The following is a 15,370-nucleotide window of genomic DNA, read 5'->3' as shown; positions in this document are numbered from 1 at the left end:
GATCAGACCGCCTGTGACGCGGCGACGGCCCGGGTGAATTCGGCGATCAGGGCATCGGGTTCTTCCAGCCCCACCGAGACGCGGAAAAACCCTTCGCTCATGCCAAGCGCTTCGCGGGCCTCGGCGCTCAGCCCGCGATGCGAAGAGGACGCGGGATGCGACAGGGTCGTGCCCACATCGCCCAGCGTGGGCGCAAAGGCCACACCGCGCGCGGCCTCGGTCAACGCATTGGCCGCCGCGCGCCCACCCTCGACCTCAAACGAGACCATGTTGCAGCCGCGTGTGCCCAAAAGCTCCGCCGCGCGGGCCGCATCCGGGTGATCCGTGCGCGTCGGGTACAGCACGCGTTTCACCCCCGCCATGCCCGCCAGCGCATCCGCCAGAGCCGCCGCTGTCATCTCGGCCCGGTCAAAGCGCAGACCAAAGGTGTGCAGGCCGCGTTCCGCCAGCCAGCAATCAAACGGGCTGGGCGTGAGGCCGGTGGTCACGGCAAAATCGTAGATCTGTTTTTGAAGCGCGTCATCGCGGGCACAGACCCAGCCCAGCGTCACATCGGAATGCCCCGCCAGGAGCTTGGTCACCGAATGCAGCACGATATCCGCTCCATGGTCAAAGGGCCGGAACCCGCGCGGCGTGGTAAAGGTATTGTCCACCACCAGCAGCAGCCCCGCCTCGCACGCCAAAGCTGCAATCCCCGCCATATCGGCCACGCGCAATGTCGGGTTGGACACCACCTCGATCAGGATCATCCGCGTCTCGGGGCGGATCGCGGCGCGCATGGCGTCCACGTCACAGGGATCGGCCAGCGAGGTGGCGATGCCCAGGCGCGGCAGGTCATCGCGCATCAGCCGCAGGGACCGGCCATAGAGCTGGTCGCTGCCAATCATGTGATCGCCCGCTTTCAGCACCCCCATCAGCACCGCCGTCACCGCCGCCATGCCGGACCCGGTGATGAGACCACCGTCGCAGCCCTCCATCGCGTCGATCCGCGCGGCCAGAACATCGGCATTGGGATGGCCCTCGCGGGCATAGGTGTAACCCTGCGCGCGGCCCTCATATTGGCTGTCGAGCTCATCCGGCGTCAGGCTGGCATAGACCACCGACGGGCTGAGCGGCGTCACTACCGGACGGCTCAGGCTGTCGGGCAGCATCTCGGGGCGGATCAGCGTGCCCCAGTCATTCTTGCGATCTGTTGTCATGGCGCGATCCTTGTCAGCAACGCAGGTCTTTGGGCCATGACGTGACACAGCCATGCGGCACGGGCAAGTCGTGACGCGGCGCTCAGATCTCCTTGAGACTGGTGCGATAGCGGCGCATCTTTTCTTCATACCCGCGTGCCGACTCGCGCAGCCCTTCGATTGCGGCCTCGTCCAGCTGGCGCACCACCTTGCCCGGGGCCCCCATCACCAACGAGCCGTCGGGGATTTCCTTGCCCTCGGTGATCAGCGCACCGGCCCCGATCAGGCAGTTATTGCCGATCCTGGCGCCATTGAGCACCGTGGCCCCCATGCCGATCAGGGTGTTGTCGCCGACCACGCAGCCATGCAGCATCGCCATATGGCCAACGGTACAGCCCGCGCCCACCACCAGCGGATAGCCCATATCGGTGTGCAACACGCAGTTTTCCTGGATGTTGGTGCTTGCACCGATGCGGATTTCCTCATTGTCGCCGCGCAGCGTGGCGCCAAACCAGACCGAAACGCCCGCCGCGATCACCACATTGCCGATCACATTGGCATCACGGGCGACCCAGCTGTCTTCGTTCACATCAGGGGTTACATTGTCAAAGTTGTATAAAGTCATGATATCTCGTCGAATTCCGATTGAAGGTTGCGGACATGATCGGTGAGTTCGGGCTGTTGCAGGCGGCGCAGGCGGGTGGCCGAGACGATGGTCTTGAGCCGCTCTTCGGTGGCGTCCAGATCGTCATTGACCAATACGAAATCATAGCCGTCCCAATGGCTGATCTCATCCCAGCTTTTCTGCATGCGCCGCGCGATGGTCTCGGCGCTGTCCTGGCCCCGGCTTTCCAGCCTGCGGCGCAGCTCGATGATCGAAGGCGGCAGCAGGAAGATCGACAGCGTATGCGGCCCAAGCGCGGAATTGCGGATCTGCTGCGCGCCTTGCCAGTCCACGTCAAACAGCACGTCCTGCCCGGATTCAATCGCGTCCTGCACCACGGCCTTGGGCGAGCCGTAGAAATTTCCGAAAACATGGGCATGTTCCAGCATCCCGCCATCGCGCACGATTGCTTTGAATTCTTCTTGCGAAACAAAGTGATAATCGACACCGTTCACTTCACCCGGGCGCGGCGTGCGGGTGGTGGCCGAGACCGAAAAGACGATGCTGTCATCCCAGGCGCGCAGCCGTTTGGCCAGAGTCGATTTGCCCGCGCCGCTGGGCGAGGACAGGATGATCAATAGCCCGCGTCGGTTGGCACTGGTCATGGGTTACTCCACGTTCTGAACTTGTTCGCGCAGTTGGTCGATCTGGGCCTTGAGCGCAAGCCCGATTCTGGTCAGCTCGCTGTCGCCGGATTTGGAACACAGCGTATTGGCCTCACGGTTGAATTCCTGCATCAGGAAATCCAGCTTGCGCCCGACCGTCGTCCCGGCATCCAAAAGCGCGTTTGCCGCTTTAACATGCGCGTCCAACCGGTTGATTTCCTCGGTAATATCTGCTTTGACCGCCAGCAATGCCAGTTCCTGCGCCACGCGGCTTTCGTCAATATTGTCGGCGGTGTCGATCACCCGCTGCAGGGCGGCCTGCAGCGCGGCGCGCGCCTTGGGGCGGCGGGCTTCGGCGGTCTCTTGCGCGTTGCGCACCAGACGCGAGATTTCTGTCAAATGCGTGCGCAGCACCACGTCGAGCGCCGCGCCTTCATTGGCGCGCATCTCACAAAATGCTTGAAGAACGGATTGTAAGTCATTGATAAGGGAAGACTTCAACGCTTTTGCATCCGTCTCTTCATCGGCCTGGTCCAGCACCCCACGCAGGGCGACAATATCGGCGGCGGTGGACGGCGCCAGCGACAGGCCTTGCTCCATGGCCTGTTCTTCGATCTCCGCCATGGCCTGCAGCACGGTGTCCAGCATTGCCGCGTTCAGGCGCAGCGCCGTGTCCCCGTCACGCCGCGACAGGCGCAGATTGACCGTCACATTGCCCCGGTTCAGCCGGGCTGTGACCGCCTTGCGGATTTCAGCTTCCAGTCCCTCGATCCAGTCGGGCGCACGAATGCGCAGGTCCAGCCCCTTGCCATTCACACCGCGCAGTTCCCACGTCCAGTCGAAACTGTCATGGCTGCCCTGGGCCGAGGCAAATCCCGTCATGGATTGCAGATGCGCCATATGAACCATCCCCCGAAGGTTTGCCCCCGCGCAGCTACCAGATATTGTGGTGCGGGGCCGATAACCCCCTCGGCATAGGCAAATCCGGCGCATGGGGCAAGCGGGCATTTTGGCATGGTCTCCGGCCCGGAGGTTAACCAGTTCCTGAAAAACTCCACAAAATTCTATGAAATCATGCGATATTAAGGCTTGGGTAACCATTGTAACCGTATACTTAATGCAAGGGTCAAAGGGTCGGTTCAATTGGTCAAGGGGTTACGTGGTGAGGAAGAACAATGTCACAACCGGAGACGCCGGAAACGCTTAGATTGCGCGTCCTCGACGGGGATCGCAGAACCGTGGATCGGGGAGAGCGACTTCGCGCGCCATGGTGCGCCCCCTTGCGTCAGATGGATGCCTATTGGCATGGGCTGCGGCGCGGGCGCGTCGTGCCGTCGCGCTCGGATATCGATCCGCGCGGCATTGACGGTATTCTCGAATACGCCTTTGTCGCCGAACGCATCGCGACGGGCCATGCGCGCATCCGCATTGCCGGGTCACACCTGTGTGACGTGATGGGTATGGAAGTACGCGGCATGCCGCTCTCGGCGATGCTGTCACCGGTGTCGCGCAACCTGACGGCCGAGCTGATCGCACAGGTCTTCGACGCCCCGGCACAGGTCGATCTGTCTCTCACGGCGGAAAAGCGGATCGGCAAACCGGCGCTGAACGGGCGCATGATGCTTTTGCCGATGACCGACGATTTCGGCGATATCAGCCGAGTGCTTGGCTGTCTGGTCACCGATGGCAAGATCGGGCGTGCGCCGCGCCGTTTTGACATCATGCAGCATGATGTGCTCACGCTGACGCCCGGATTTGAAACACGACCTGTCCCAAGTCAGTCCCGCGCAGCCGCCTTTGCCGAACCCCGGACCAGGTTCAAACCGGGCCCCGTGCCCTATCTGAGCGTCGTCAGGTCCGAGGACTGATTTCGATCACCGGCGCATGATGGACGGGGAAATTCACCGACCGCGCGATAAAGCAAAAGCGGTGGATCTCGCCATGCAAGTCATGCGCACGTTGCAGATCGGCCCCGGCCGCCGCGGTGATCCGTGGTCGCAAGGTCGCAGACAAGAACCGCCCCGCCCCGTCCGGCGCAGTCTCACCGACAGCCACGGGCGCATCTTCGTAATTCAGCACGCAAATCCCCGCATCGCTGGCCAGATGCAGGTACCACAGCATGTGACAGGCCGCGAGCGCGCTGAGCAACAGGTCCTCGGGATTCATCAGCCCCGGATCGCCGCCCAGAAGCGGATCGTTGGAGCAATGGATCACCGGTTTGCCCGGAACCGCCACATCCCATGTGCGCGCATAGGACCGATAGCCTGCGGTGCCCTGCCCGCTATTGCCGGTCCAGATCACGCGCGACTTATACTCATGCTGCCGGGTCATCTGCGACGCACCTCCTGAAGCCCTGTTCCGGTTCACTCTGCGCGGTTTCGCGCGAAATCCAAGCCGTTTCCGGCAGTCCCCCGCCCGATGCCGCTCTGCAGACGTTCCGGCTTGAACCTCTGTGGCATCTTGCCGTCATATCCGCGTGCCAGACACCTCCTGCCCCATGACGACAAGGATTCGCAGATGCCCGCGCCCCTCGATGATGTAATCGTGCTGGACCTGACCCATGTTCTGGCCGGTCCGTACTGCTCCATGACCCTGTCTGATCTGGGCGCCACGGTGATCAAGGTGGAACGCCCCGGAACCGGCGATGACACACGTGCCTTTCTCCCGTTCAAGGATGGCAAAAGCGCCTATTTTGCGGCGATCAATCACGGCAAGAAATCCGTGGCGTTGGATCTGAAATCCGAAGAAGACCGCGCGGTGTTTGACAGGCTTTTGGCGCGGGCCGATGTGCTGCTGGAGAATTTCCGCCCCGGTGTGATGGAGCGGCTGGGCTATGGCTGGGAAACGCTGCATGCCAAGCATCCCGGGCTGATCTATGGCGCGGTGTCGGGCTTTGGCCATACCGGGCCGGATGCCAAACGCCCGGCCTATGACATGGTGGTGCAGGCGCGCGGCGGGGTCATGTCGATCACCGGTGAAAAAGACCGGGAACCGGTTCGCGTTGGTGCCTCCATCGGCGACATCGTGGCAGGCATGTACCTGACCCAGGGCGTGCTGGCCGCGCTCTATGACCGCAAGACGACCGGTCAGGGGCGCAAGGTGGATGTGGCGATGCTCGATTCCCAATTGGCGATTATTGAACATGCGGTGGCCATGACCTCGGTCACCGGCACGCCCCCCGGCCCCTCTGGGGCGCGGCACCCATCGGTGACACCGTTTGAAACCTTTCATGCCTCCGACGGGATGTTCGTGATTGCGGCGGGCAATGATGTGCTGTTTGAGCGGCTCTGCATCTGCCTGCAATTGCCGCTGGCCGATGACCCGCGCTTTGCCACGAACCCGGCACGCTGTGAGAATGCCCGGCTTCTCAAACGGTTGATCGAGGCGGTGACGCTGGACAATACCTGCGCGCACTGGATTGCGAGGCTCACCGCCGCGGGTATCCCCACCAGCCCCATCCAGAACGTAGCGCAGGTGCTCAAGGATCCGCAGATTCTGGCGCGGAACATGGTGGTGGACGTGCTCGACCGCAACGGCCGCCACGCCTATACCGCCGCCGGAAACCCGATCAAGATGAGCGGTTTGGAGGACCGCACCACACGCCCGCCCGCACCCGATCTGGATGGCAACCGGGGGGAGATACTGCGCTGGTTGGGGGAGAAATAGCGGGCACACGCATTCGTTGAAAACGAATTTGGCTTGGGCCATGATTGGATCATTCTTTTTGCCAAGGAGATTTGACCATGATTTCATATGTCAGGACACTTTCCGCTGGGGCAGTCCTGTCTGCCCTTTTGGCCGCATCTGGCCGCATCTGGCCGCATCGCCGCTGCATGCCGGAAGCTGTAGTTGCAAGGACGAGTTCGACGATGCATCCGCCGAAGTCACTGGCTCCTGCTCCAAGGTCTGGAGCAGCGGGCATTGCACGCTAAAGGAAAACGGGGCGTCGTCGCTTGGTGTCCAGCGTTTGTTGCAGGACGGAGCGTTGACCCTGACCGATTTCGAAAACGCACTGTCACCGGCCACCGGCGGCAATGACGGGACGGGGGCAGTGGTCTCTCTCCTGCTGAGCCGGGAGCAGTATTTCGAAACGCTGAACAATTGTGCCTTTGGCCGGGCGAAGTTGTCGGACACCGAATTCACCACGCTGGCGCTTGATACGTTGATGCGGACATCGAACGGGGATTTTGGGTTTCTCACGCCGGATGGTTTTGCACGCGACATGCTGAATGCCGCGCGTGAAAACCGCGTGGCAGACGATCTGTGCACCACACGTGACGTGCAACAAACCGGCTTTGGCGGACAAACGCTCAGCTACGGCGCGGGGTGCTTTGGGTTTGGGTCGCCGGACATGCATGTGCTCATGGCATTCTTTCCCGAGTCGCAATGCTCTGAAATGGTGGATTTCTGATGGCGGGACAGGACAACGACGGACAACAACCGGCCTGGACCTATCTGCCCAAGGGCGGATTCAGCAAGGGTGCGAAACAGGCCGCGTGGATATGTGCGGGTCTGTTGGGCGTGCTTTTCGTGATCCTGTTCGTGATCGGCGCTCCCGCCGGGACAGGTCAGGCGGTCTTCGCGGACATGCTGATCGGGTTGATTTTCGCAGTGGCCGGTGTCTGGGTCGTTGGCGGCATGATCGAATTCAGCAGCAAGCTTTATGACGTGGGCGTCAAGGCGGGCGGTGGGATCGCCATTCTGTTGCTGGTGACGTTTTACATCCGCCCGGTGTATGGCGCGTCTGGCACGGTGCTGTATGACGTAAACATCCCCTTGGGGCCGGATAGTACCATAGAACAAGTGGTGGCCACCTTTGAGACGGAGTTTCACGGTCAGGTCGGCGATGCAATTCAACTGAAAATCGCCAAAGATATCCGCTACAAAGTGCTGCGGTTCCGGCCTGCACCGCCGCGCGTCGAAACGGTCATGCTTCGGGCCAGTGGGGACCTGTTGCGGCGCAACAATCCCAAGGCCGCCATCCTGGAACAGATCAACGCGCAGCAGGAGTGCCTGCAATTCGTACGGGAGGGAGATGTTTTCGTAGCGAAACTAGACGAAACCCGATTGGAGCACACGACAACCAAAGACGGGCTCGATGTATTCTATTGCGGGACCGGCTGAACGGACATTTGCGGAGGCGGGTGAAATCAACGCCGCTCTCGCCGCATTCCGTGCCGCAACCGGGCCTTTCCATCGCGTGTTTCGCTCCTATGATCCGCCCAGATAACGCGCGAGAGAGAATCCTATGACCGACCAAAACCCGCTTGTCGTTTTCACCCCCTCTGGCAAACGGGGCCGCTTCCCTGTTGGCACACCGATCCTGACCGCCGCGCGGCAGCTTGGGGTGGATCTCGATTCGGTCTGCGGCGGGCGGGGGATTTGTTCCAAGTGTCAGATCACGCCGGGCGTGGGTGAATTCCCCAAGCATGGCGTGACGGTCGCCGCCGATGCCCTGTCTGAGTGGAACGCGGTCGAGGAGCGCTATGACCAGAAACGCGGGTTGAAACCCGGTCGGCGGCTGGGCTGTCAGGCGACGGTGCAATCCGATGTGGTGATCGACGTGCCGCCCGAGAGCCAGGTGCATAAACAAGTGGTGCGCAAGGCGGCCAGCGCGCGGGCGATTGTCATGGACCCGGCAACGCGGCTGTTCTTTGTCGAGGTGGATGAACCGGACATGCACACCCCCACTGGTGATTTCGAGAGGCTGGAACGCGCGCTCCGCGAACAATGGGAGGTCGACGGCCTGCGCGCCGACCTGACGCTTCTCACCAAGCTGCAAAAGGCGCTGCGCAAGGGCGACTGGAAGGTCACCGTGGCGCTGCACCGCGATCATCAGGCCAGCAAATCCACGATAATCGACATCTGGCCCGGCCTGCATGAGGCGGGGCTTTACGGGCTGGCCATCGATCTGGGCTCGACCACCGTGGCGGCGCATCTGACCGATCTGGAAACCGGCGAGGTCAAGGCCTCAAGCGGCATCATGAACCCCCAGATCCGCTTTGGGGAGGACCTGATGAGCCGGGTGTCCTATGCGATGATGAACCCGGGTGGCGAGGTCGAGATGACCCGCGCCGTGCGCGAGGCGCTGAACACGCTGGCCGAGGAAATCGCCAAGGAGGCCGGGATCGACGCGGCGCTGATCGTCGAGACGGTGTTTGTCTGCAACCCGGTCATGCATCACCTGCTGCTGGGCATCGATCCGGTGGAACTGGGTCAGGCACCTTTTGCACTGGCCACATCTGAATCGCTGTCATTGGGGGCCAGGGAACTGGAGCTCACCGCCATCAACCCGCGCGCGCAGGTCTATGTGCTGCCCTGCATCGCGGGCCATGTGGGGGCCGATGCGGCGGCGGTGGCGCTGTCAGAGGAGCCGGGCAAATCCGAGGATCTGGCGCTGATCGTGGATGTGGGCACCAATGCGGAAATCCTGCTGGGTGACAAGACACGCGTGCTGGCCTGTTCCTCGCCCACCGGCCCGGCCTTTGAAGGCGCGCAGATCTCCAGCGGCCAACGTGCCGCGCCGGGTGCCATCGAGGCGATCCGCATCGACCCCGAAACCAAGGAGCCGCGTTTCCGGGTGATCGGCTGTGAGAAATGGTCGGACGAGGATGGCTTCTGGGACGAGACCGCGGCCACCGGCATCACCGGAATCTGCGGCTCGGGCATCATCGAGGCAGTGGCGGAAATGCGCATCGCGGGGCTGTTGGACCCCAAGGGGCTGATCGGGTCCGCCGCGCAGACCGGGACCGACCGCTGTGTCCCCGAGGGCCGCACCCACGCCTACCTGATCCACGACGCCAGTGCCGAGGGCGGGCCGCGCATCACCGTGACCCAGGGCGATATCCGCGCCATCCAACTGGCGAAATCGGCGCTTTACGCCGGTGCACGACTGCTCATGGATGAACGTGGCGTGGAGAAGGTGGATCGCGTGGTGCTGGCCGGGGCCTTTGGCGCGCATATCTCGCCACTGCATGCCATGGTGCTGGGCATGATCCCCGATGTGCCGCTGGACAAGGTCACCAGCGCGGGCAACGCGGCAGGCACCGGCGCGCGGATTGCTCTGTGTAATGTCGGCGCACGTAAAGAGATCGAGCGCGTCGTGCGCGAGATCACCAAGGTGGAAACCGCCATCGAGCCGAAATTCCAGGAGCATTTCGTCAACGCCAACGCCATCCCCCACGCCACCGATCCCTTCCCGGAACTGGGCAAGATCACCACCCTGCCCGATGTCAGCTTCAACACTGGCGGCGATGACGGGGCCGAGGGCGGGCGCAGGCGGCGCAGGCGTCGGGCCTGAGGCGCGTCAGGTGTTGGAACTCCAGAAACAGCGGTCGAAATCGACATATTTCAGCATGTCTTCCACCTGCCCCACCGGCACGAGCCGGGAGCAGCCCTCAAACGCCTCGGCGTTTTCCCAGACCGAAACCACGCCCTTTTCGGCGCGGGCCGCTTCGGTGCAAAGCGTCTCGCCCGGCGCCAGCATGGTGACCTTGCGCTCGGCCCCCTCGGCTTCGACGCCAAAGAGATGCGGCTCGGCATTGGCATTGCGCACGCAGATCTCGGTCGCGGCGACGCTCACAGGGGCAAGCTCCGGCACCATGCCCGCCTCGTCCTCTGCCATATCGCTGAACGTGGCGAGATAGGCGGCCACGTCGCGCCGATCCTCGTCGTCGCGCAGGCGGAACGTCATGCGCGCCCGCGCGCCCGGATCATCGAGATAGTCGCGCAGATAACCGGTCGGGTCGGCGATGTAATCGGCGATCTTCTCCTGATCCCAGACCAGCCCGGCTGCGCCCGCCGCCTCCATGCTGTAGGAATAGCGGAAGCCCTCGGCGCTGCCGGCCTTTCGCCCCATGACGCCGGTCAGGATCGGTCCTGTCCGGTGCCTGGCCCCCTCGCCCACCTGATGACAGGATTTGCATTTGCGAAACACCTCTTCGCCCGCCGCCGCATCCTGCGCCAGCGCCGCGCCGGGCATCGCCACCATGGCCAGCGCCATACCCCATATCATCTGTCTCATCCGGTCCTCCATCGCTTTGCCCCAGCGTTTCGCGGTCCAGAGGCCCGGTCCAGCCACGATTTCTCAACACCGCGCACGGGAGAGTGACCAATCGTGACGCTAGGGAAAGCGGCATCGGCGTTACGCTCGGGCGGAATGCCAGCAGAAAAGGGGACTATCATGCTCACGAAACACCTTGGTGCCGCAGCGCTCGCCCTAACCGCCACAGCCGCTCTGGCGCAGGACGCGCCCTTTGGCACCGACACCGATGCCGATTATGCCGCCGAGCTCTGGGCGGTGATGGAAGAGATGAACATGGTCGGCGATGGGATGATCCGCGCCTTTCCCTATGACGGGGTCGCACCGCACGGGATGATGCTTGAGACCTTCTACACCACCGGCACGGTGAACGGGCATAGCGGCGATCTTGTGGTCAAGCGCAATTACGGCCCCGAAGGCGTGAGCGCGCAGGAGGTGCTGGCCGATCCGGGCAAGCACCTGGGCGCCATCACGGTGATGTTCCGCCGCGAGGCCGGGTACGATGCGGATAACGAGGACTGGTTCTGGGTCAAATACCTGCCGGATGGCACGCTGGACAAGAACCCCACGGGCATGCGTCTTGCCGGTCGCGTGGCCAAAGGGATGGATGCGGGGTGCATCGCCTGCCATTCGGGGGCAGAGAATTACCTCTTTACCAATTCCAGCATCATGCAGATGCAATAGCCCCCATGCCGCGCGCCGCCCCGTTGCCGACGCGCGGCATCACGAGGTCGTGAGCGGCTGAAACTCCGCATCACGACCTCCCGTAGCTCCTCCCATACCGCGCCGCGACCGGCGCTTTCATGAAGAGGAGGACGACATGACACATTTCCTGAGAACCAGCGCATTGACCACCGGCCTGATCCTGGCCGGGGCCGCAGGCTTTGCCGCCAGCCATTCTGAAACCGATAATCCGATGGTCGGCGGCGCGCCGATGTTTGCCGATAAGAATATCATCGAAAACGCCGTGAACTCGGCCGATCACACCACACTTGTGGCCGCGGTAAAAGCCGCCGGGCTGGTCGAGACGTTGATGGGCGACGGCCCCTTCACCGTCTTTGCCCCCACCAACGCAGCCTTTGACGCGCTGCCCGAAGGCACCGTGGCCGGGCTGCTTGAGCCGGGCATGAAGGATGCGCTGACCGAAGTGCTCACCTGTCACGTGGTGGGGGCCGATGCCATGTCCACAGCGATCAAGGGCATGGTGGACGAAGATGGCGGCAGCCATCCGGTGCCCACCCTGGGCGGCTGCACGCTGCAGGCCACCTATGACGGCGACACCATCATGCTGGAGGATGAACAGGGCCGCGTGGCCACCGTCACCATCGCAGATGTGAAGCAATCCAACGGGGTGATCCACGTGATCGACACCGTGCTGCTGCCCGGGCCCGAGGGCGGCATGGGCGACGACATGATGAAGGACGATGACATGTCGATGGAAAGCGACATGGAAGACGGGGCCATGATGAAGGACGATGACATGTCGATGGATGCCGGGATGGACGACAGCGCCATGATGAAGAACGACGCATCCGACGTTCCCATGGTGGGCGGCGCGCCGATGTTTCCCGACAAAAACATCGTCGAGAACGCGGTGAATTCGGCCGATCACACAACACTTGTCGCCGCCGTGAAAGCCGCCGGTCTGGTCGAGACCCTGTCGGGCGAAGGCCCGTTCACCGTTTTTGCGCCCACCAATGACGCCTTTGCCGCCCTGCCCGACGGCACGGTCGAGACGCTTCTGAAACCCGAGAACAAGGATCAGCTGACCAAGATCCTGACCGCGCATGTTGTCCCGGGCCGCTGGACGGCGGAGGACATCATCCGCGAGGCGCGCGGCAATCGCGACCGGTTCTACCATTTCAACGCCGTGTCGGGTGATGCGTTGTCGGCCAAGGTGACAGCAGGCAACCGGGTGTTCATCTTTGACGAGAACGGCAATGCCTATGAGGTGACACAGGCCGACGTGATGCAGTCCAACGGCGTGATCCATGTGGTCGAAGGCGTACTTCTGCCGCGTTGATCGCTGGCTTGTGAAACACGCACCGCCTCCGGTCCGATCCGGGGGCGGTTTTGCTGTGTTGCCCCTTGCAGCGGCACAAACCCTGCGTTATTTCCTCACTCCGGAGCGCGGGTATGGTGAAAAGGTATCACGCGAGCTTCCCAAGCTTAAGTTACGGGTTCGATTCCCGTTACCCGCTCCAAGTCCAATCCGTCAGACGACATATGTTCCGCCCCCGGGTTTCGGCTCGCCCTTTGATGCATCGGAAATCCGCGTCGCGTCGGGATCGCGCATTCATGAGCCCGATGAGAAACCCAATCCGCTGTCGAAATAAAGTGGGTCTCGTGAGAGAGGTCAGGGCCAGGTTTTTCACCGGAATGCCACGACGACGCAGGCGGTCAGGGCAACAAGGTTTGGATGACGGCTCCCGCAGCATCTATCCGCCGGCCACAACCCGGGACAGGTGGGCGGAGGCGGCGACGCCTTCGATCAGCGGGATACGGGAGCGACATGACAGTTCGGGCTCGAGATGAGCCATACCCGCGCACCCGAGGATGGCGCAGGCCGCGCCGTCGTCACGGGCCGCAGCGGCGATTTCATCGGCAAGACGCTGGACGACATCCGCCCCGCCTGCGTCGATTGTCAGGACCGGCAGACCGCTTGCCCGCACTGACGCGCAAATGCCAGAGAACCCCTGGTCCCGGATATTCTCCTCGATGACCGGGATGGATACCGGCAAGGAGGTGATCACCGAGAACCGCAACCCCAGCAGATGCGCCATGACAAAGCTGGACTGACCGATCCCCAGCACCGGGCACCCGGCGATTGCCCGCGCTTCGGCCAGCCCGGTATCGTCGAAACAGGCAATCACGATCACATCGGCACCCTGCCCGCGCGCCACTGGCATGAGATCCAACAGGCCGGGTATGGCCGCGTCTCCGTCCGCCTTGCCCTGGATCGCTGCCGGGGCGCTGGCATTGGTCAGGCCGATGATCTCGGCCTCGGGCATGGCCGCGCGCGCGGTGGCGACAATACCGTCGGTCATGGCGGCGGTTGAATTTGGGTTGATATAGGCGATCTTCATACGCCCTTCCCCGCATCCGAGCCAAGCCGCGCCCGGCGCTTGCCGATGATCCAGACCCCGAGCAGGAAGGCCGCAATGATGGCGAAGGAAAACAGCGTGGTGAGCGTTCCCAACGCATAGATCACCGGCGTGGTGACATTGGTCGTCATGCCGAAAATCTCCAGCGGCAGGGTGTTGTAGCTCCCCGCGGTGAGAAGCGTTCGGGCAAACTCGTCATAGCTCAGCGTGAAGCCGAAAAGCGCCACCCCGATGAGCGAGGGCGCAATGATCGGCAGCACCACGAAGCGGATCGTCTGCCATGCGGTTGCGCCCAGGTCGCGCGCGGCTTCCTCGTAGCTTTTGTCGAAACGGTTGAAGACCGCGAACATGATGAGCAACCCGAAAGGCAGCGTCCAGGTGAGCTGCGCACCAAACCCCGAAGTCGCCCAGTGGATCCTGAAACCAAGCTGGTTGAAGATCAGCCCGACGCCCAGCGAGATCAGGATCGACGGGATCACCAGCGAGGTGATGGCGGCGTAGAACAAAAGGCCCGATCCGCGGAATCGCTTGCGGAACGCCAGCCCGGCCATGACCGACACGACAACCGTGGTGACCATCACCATCAGCCCCAGCGCAAAGCTGCGCCGGAACGCGCCCCAGATATCGCCCACCGCCTGCTCCTGAAACAGGTCGCGGAACCAGTGCAGCGAGACACCGTTCATCGGAAAGGTCAGCCCACCCTGCGGCCCCTGAAAGCTCAGGATGCCGATGGTCACGATGGGGCCGTAGAGAAACAGGACGAACAGCCCAAAGAAAGCAGCAAGCAGGTAAAAGCTGCGAGGTCTGCGTTCCATGTTACAGCTCCTTCCGGATATTGACGAAGCGCAGCAGGATCGCGATCACGATCAGCACGGTGCAGAGCAGCACCACCGCCGTGGCCGCGGCCGACGGGTATTGCAATAGCGCGATATCGTTCGAGATCAGCCGACCGACATTCGCCCGCTGCGAGCCGGACATGAACCGCACGGTGATGAAATCCCCCATCACCAGCGTGACGACGAAAATCGTCCCGATCATGATGCCCGGCTTGGTCAGCGGGATGATCACATGCACCAGCGTCTGCAAGCCCGATGCGCCATTGTCCCGCGCCGCCTCCAGCAGCGATTTGTCGATCCGCATCATGGTGTTGAAGATCGGCACCACCATGAACAGCGTGTAAAGATGCACAAAGGCCAGGATCACCGAGAAATCGGAATAAAGCAGCCATTCCAGCGGTTCGTCGATCACCCCCCAGCTTATCAGCGTCTGATTGGCGATGCCGTTGCGGCCCAGAAACGGGATCCAGCTGATCATGCGGATGATGTTCGATGTCCAGAACGGGATCGTGCAGATCAGGAACAACGCGATCTGCATGGTCAGGCTGCGCACATGAAAGGCCAGAAAATAGGCCACCGTAAAGCCGATGGCCAGGGTCAGCGCCCAAGTGATCAAAGCGTATTTGAAGGTCGCCCAGAACACCTTGTAGGTCACGGGCGAGGAAAACAGGAAGTCGTAATTGTCCCACAGAAAGGCCGGGTAGATCGAGAACTCGGTCGCGCCCCAGAAGCTGACCACCACGATCATCACGATGGGCGCGATCAGAAAGGCCAGAAGAACCACCCCAAGCGGCGCGGCCTGCAGCCATCCCAGAAGGTGGCGGTTTCGTGCCAGGTTGGATGCCATCGGACCCTGCCTCTTCATCTTGCCAAATAAACTCTCAAGGGGGGTCCGGGGGGACGGAACGTCCCCCCGGTCGGGGGGGGGGGGGGGGGGGGGGG

16 protein-coding genes, 1 tRNA gene and 1 pseudogene are annotated in these 15,370 nt (G+C 62.6%); 9 read left to right on the top strand and 9 right to left on the bottom strand.

All coding sequences use genetic code 11. The features are described from left to right. Window positions 1-2: 2 nt before the first annotated feature. The 4 genes from PGB28_RS10875 to PGB28_RS10860 form a co-directional block, all read right to left on the bottom strand. Window positions 3-1,199 carry a trans-sulfuration enzyme family protein gene (locus tag PGB28_RS10875; RefSeq protein WP_271421544.1) on the bottom strand — a complete coding sequence of 399 codons (1,197 nt, stop codon included), beginning with the start codon at window positions 1,197-1,199 and terminating at the stop codon, window positions 3-5. Between the two features lie 82 nt (window positions 1,200-1,281). After that, window positions 1,282-1,803 carry a gamma carbonic anhydrase family protein gene (locus tag PGB28_RS10870; RefSeq protein WP_271421543.1) on the bottom strand — a complete coding sequence of 174 codons (522 nt, stop codon included), beginning with the start codon at window positions 1,801-1,803 and terminating at the stop codon, window positions 1,282-1,284. After that, on the bottom strand, window positions 1,800-2,447 hold the full coding sequence (gmk, locus tag PGB28_RS10865) for a guanylate kinase (RefSeq protein ID WP_271421542.1): 648 nt from the start codon (window positions 2,445-2,447) through the stop codon (window positions 1,800-1,802). The genes PGB28_RS10870 and gmk overlap by 4 nt, the downstream gene beginning before the upstream one ends. 3 nt (window positions 2,448-2,450) lie before the next feature. Beyond that, entirely contained in the window at window positions 2,451-3,347 is an 897-nt protein-coding gene (locus PGB28_RS10860; RefSeq protein ID WP_271421541.1) for a YicC/YloC family endoribonuclease, read from the bottom strand. Between the two features lie 275 nt (window positions 3,348-3,622). Here PGB28_RS10860 and PGB28_RS10855 point away from each other — a divergent pair, with 275 nt between their 5' ends. Beyond that, window positions 3,623-4,315 (top strand): PAS domain-containing protein, encoded by a 693-nt coding sequence (locus PGB28_RS10855; RefSeq protein ID WP_271421540.1) that lies wholly within the window; start codon window positions 3,623-3,625, stop codon window positions 4,313-4,315. Here the strand turns inward: PGB28_RS10855 and PGB28_RS10850 are convergent. Then, window positions 4,299-4,778, bottom strand: a complete 480-nt coding sequence (locus PGB28_RS10850) for an OsmC family protein (protein WP_271421539.1) — start codon at window positions 4,776-4,778, stop codon at window positions 4,299-4,301. The two genes, PGB28_RS10855 and PGB28_RS10850, sit on opposite strands and share 17 nt — an antisense overlap. 186 nt (window positions 4,779-4,964) lie before the next feature. On the opposite strand from PGB28_RS10850, the gene PGB28_RS10845 reads away from it, so the two are divergent. The 4 genes from PGB28_RS10845 to PGB28_RS10830 all read left to right on the top strand — a co-directional run bounded on the left by PGB28_RS10845 (window position 4,965) and on the right by PGB28_RS10830 (window position 9,747). Beyond that, window positions 4,965-6,113: a CaiB/BaiF CoA transferase family protein gene (locus PGB28_RS10845; RefSeq protein WP_271421538.1), complete on the top strand. Its 1,149-nt coding sequence runs from the start codon at window positions 4,965-4,967 to the stop codon at window positions 6,111-6,113. Between the two features lie 40 nt (window positions 6,114-6,153). Further along, a complete protein-coding gene (locus tag PGB28_RS10840; protein ID WP_271421537.1) occupies window positions 6,154-6,858 on the top strand; it encodes a hypothetical protein in 705 nt (234 codons plus the stop codon). Beyond that, the gene (locus tag PGB28_RS10835) at window positions 6,858-7,571 is read left to right on the top strand and encodes a hypothetical protein (protein WP_271421536.1); all 714 of its coding nucleotides are present in this window, start codon (window positions 6,858-6,860) and stop codon (window positions 7,569-7,571) included. The genes PGB28_RS10840 and PGB28_RS10835 overlap by 1 nt, the downstream gene beginning before the upstream one ends. Window positions 7,572-7,695: 124 nt before the next feature. Continuing rightward, window positions 7,696-9,747 carry an ASKHA domain-containing protein gene (locus tag PGB28_RS10830; protein WP_271421535.1) on the top strand — a complete coding sequence of 684 codons (2,052 nt, stop codon included), beginning with the start codon at window positions 7,696-7,698 and terminating at the stop codon, window positions 9,745-9,747. Between the two features lie 6 nt (window positions 9,748-9,753). On the opposite strand, the gene PGB28_RS10825 is transcribed toward PGB28_RS10830, so the two are convergent. Next, on the bottom strand, window positions 9,754-10,470 hold the full coding sequence (locus PGB28_RS10825; RefSeq protein ID WP_271421534.1) for a c-type cytochrome: 717 nt from the start codon (window positions 10,468-10,470) through the stop codon (window positions 9,754-9,756). Between the two features lie 159 nt (window positions 10,471-10,629). On the opposite strand from PGB28_RS10825, the gene PGB28_RS10820 reads away from it, so the two are divergent. The 4 genes and pseudogenes from PGB28_RS10820 to PGB28_RS10805 all read left to right on the top strand — a co-directional run bounded on the left by PGB28_RS10820 (window position 10,630) and on the right by PGB28_RS10805 (window position 12,692). Next, window positions 10,630-11,172 (top strand): hypothetical protein, encoded by a 543-nt coding sequence (locus PGB28_RS10820; RefSeq protein ID WP_271421533.1) that lies wholly within the window; start codon window positions 10,630-10,632, stop codon window positions 11,170-11,172. A gap of 136 nt (window positions 11,173-11,308) precedes the next feature. Further along, a pseudogene (locus PGB28_RS10815) lies at window positions 11,309-11,872 on the top strand (fasciclin domain-containing protein); the annotation flags it as partial. A gap of 102 nt (window positions 11,873-11,974) precedes the next feature. Then, complete coding sequence (locus PGB28_RS10810; protein WP_271421642.1) at window positions 11,975-12,511, top strand: fasciclin domain-containing protein; 537 nt, start codon at window positions 11,975-11,977, stop codon at window positions 12,509-12,511. 107 nt (window positions 12,512-12,618) lie between these two features. Further along, a tRNA-Gly gene (locus PGB28_RS10805) sits at window positions 12,619-12,692 on the top strand. 234 nt (window positions 12,693-12,926) lie between these two features. Here PGB28_RS10805 and PGB28_RS10800 read toward each other — a convergent pair. From PGB28_RS10800 to PGB28_RS10790, 3 genes are read right to left on the bottom strand one after another with little or no spacing between them, the layout of a single operon-like run. Beyond that, on the bottom strand, window positions 12,927-13,574 hold the full coding sequence (locus PGB28_RS10800; protein ID WP_271421532.1) for an aspartate/glutamate racemase family protein: 648 nt from the start codon (window positions 13,572-13,574) through the stop codon (window positions 12,927-12,929). Continuing rightward, window positions 13,571-14,407, bottom strand: coding sequence for an ABC transporter permease (locus tag PGB28_RS10795; RefSeq protein ID WP_271421531.1), 837 nt, complete (start codon window positions 14,405-14,407; stop codon window positions 13,571-13,573). The genes PGB28_RS10800 and PGB28_RS10795 overlap by 4 nt, the downstream gene beginning before the upstream one ends. Before the next feature lies 1 nt (window position 14,408). Then, on the bottom strand, window positions 14,409-15,275 hold the full coding sequence (locus PGB28_RS10790; RefSeq protein ID WP_271421530.1) for an ABC transporter permease: 867 nt from the start codon (window positions 15,273-15,275) through the stop codon (window positions 14,409-14,411). Window positions 15,276-15,370: the final 95 nt, after the last annotated feature.

Origin of the sequence: Primorskyibacter aestuariivivens (genome assembly GCF_028023675.1) — a bacterium.
GTDB classification, from domain to species: Bacteria; Pseudomonadota; Alphaproteobacteria; order Rhodobacterales; family Rhodobacteraceae; genus Marinovum; species Marinovum aestuariivivens.
Note: the sequence above shows the minus strand (reverse complement) of the source record. Positions and strands in the feature narration are given on the sequence as shown.

Excerpts from the sequence above, each read along its gene's own strand:
- PGB28_RS10875 (WP_271421544.1), bottom strand. The coding sequence starts at position 1,199 with ATGACAACAGATCGCAAGAATGACTGGGGCACGCTGATCCGCCCCGAG.
- PGB28_RS10870 (WP_271421543.1), bottom strand. The coding sequence starts at position 1,803 with ATGACTTTATACAACTTTGACAATGTAACCCCTGATGTGAACGAAGAC.
- gmk (WP_271421542.1), bottom strand. The coding sequence starts at position 2,447 with ATGACCAGTGCCAACCGACGCGGGCTATTGATCATCCTGTCCTCGCCC.
- PGB28_RS10860 (WP_271421541.1), bottom strand. The coding sequence starts at position 3,347 with ATGGCGCATCTGCAATCCATGACGGGATTTGCCTCGGCCCAGGGCAGC.
- PGB28_RS10855 (WP_271421540.1), top strand. The coding sequence starts at position 3,623 with ATGTCACAACCGGAGACGCCGGAAACGCTTAGATTGCGCGTCCTCGAC.
- PGB28_RS10850 (WP_271421539.1), bottom strand. The coding sequence starts at position 4,778 with ATGACCCGGCAGCATGAGTATAAGTCGCGCGTGATCTGGACCGGCAAT.
- PGB28_RS10845 (WP_271421538.1), top strand. The coding sequence starts at position 4,965 with ATGCCCGCGCCCCTCGATGATGTAATCGTGCTGGACCTGACCCATGTT.
- PGB28_RS10840 (WP_271421537.1), top strand. The coding sequence starts at position 6,154 with ATGATTGGATCATTCTTTTTGCCAAGGAGATTTGACCATGATTTCATA.
- PGB28_RS10835 (WP_271421536.1), top strand. The coding sequence starts at position 6,858 with ATGGCGGGACAGGACAACGACGGACAACAACCGGCCTGGACCTATCTG.
- PGB28_RS10830 (WP_271421535.1), top strand. The coding sequence starts at position 7,696 with ATGACCGACCAAAACCCGCTTGTCGTTTTCACCCCCTCTGGCAAACGG.
- PGB28_RS10825 (WP_271421534.1), bottom strand. The coding sequence starts at position 10,470 with ATGAGACAGATGATATGGGGTATGGCGCTGGCCATGGTGGCGATGCCC.
- PGB28_RS10820 (WP_271421533.1), top strand. The coding sequence starts at position 10,630 with ATGCTCACGAAACACCTTGGTGCCGCAGCGCTCGCCCTAACCGCCACA.
- PGB28_RS10810 (WP_271421642.1), top strand. The coding sequence starts at position 11,975 with ATGGATGCCGGGATGGACGACAGCGCCATGATGAAGAACGACGCATCC.
- PGB28_RS10800 (WP_271421532.1), bottom strand. The coding sequence starts at position 13,574 with ATGAAGATCGCCTATATCAACCCAAATTCAACCGCCGCCATGACCGAC.
- PGB28_RS10795 (WP_271421531.1), bottom strand. The coding sequence starts at position 14,407 with ATGGAACGCAGACCTCGCAGCTTTTACCTGCTTGCTGCTTTCTTTGGG.
- PGB28_RS10790 (WP_271421530.1), bottom strand. The coding sequence starts at position 15,275 with ATGGCATCCAACCTGGCACGAAACCGCCACCTTCTGGGATGGCTGCAG.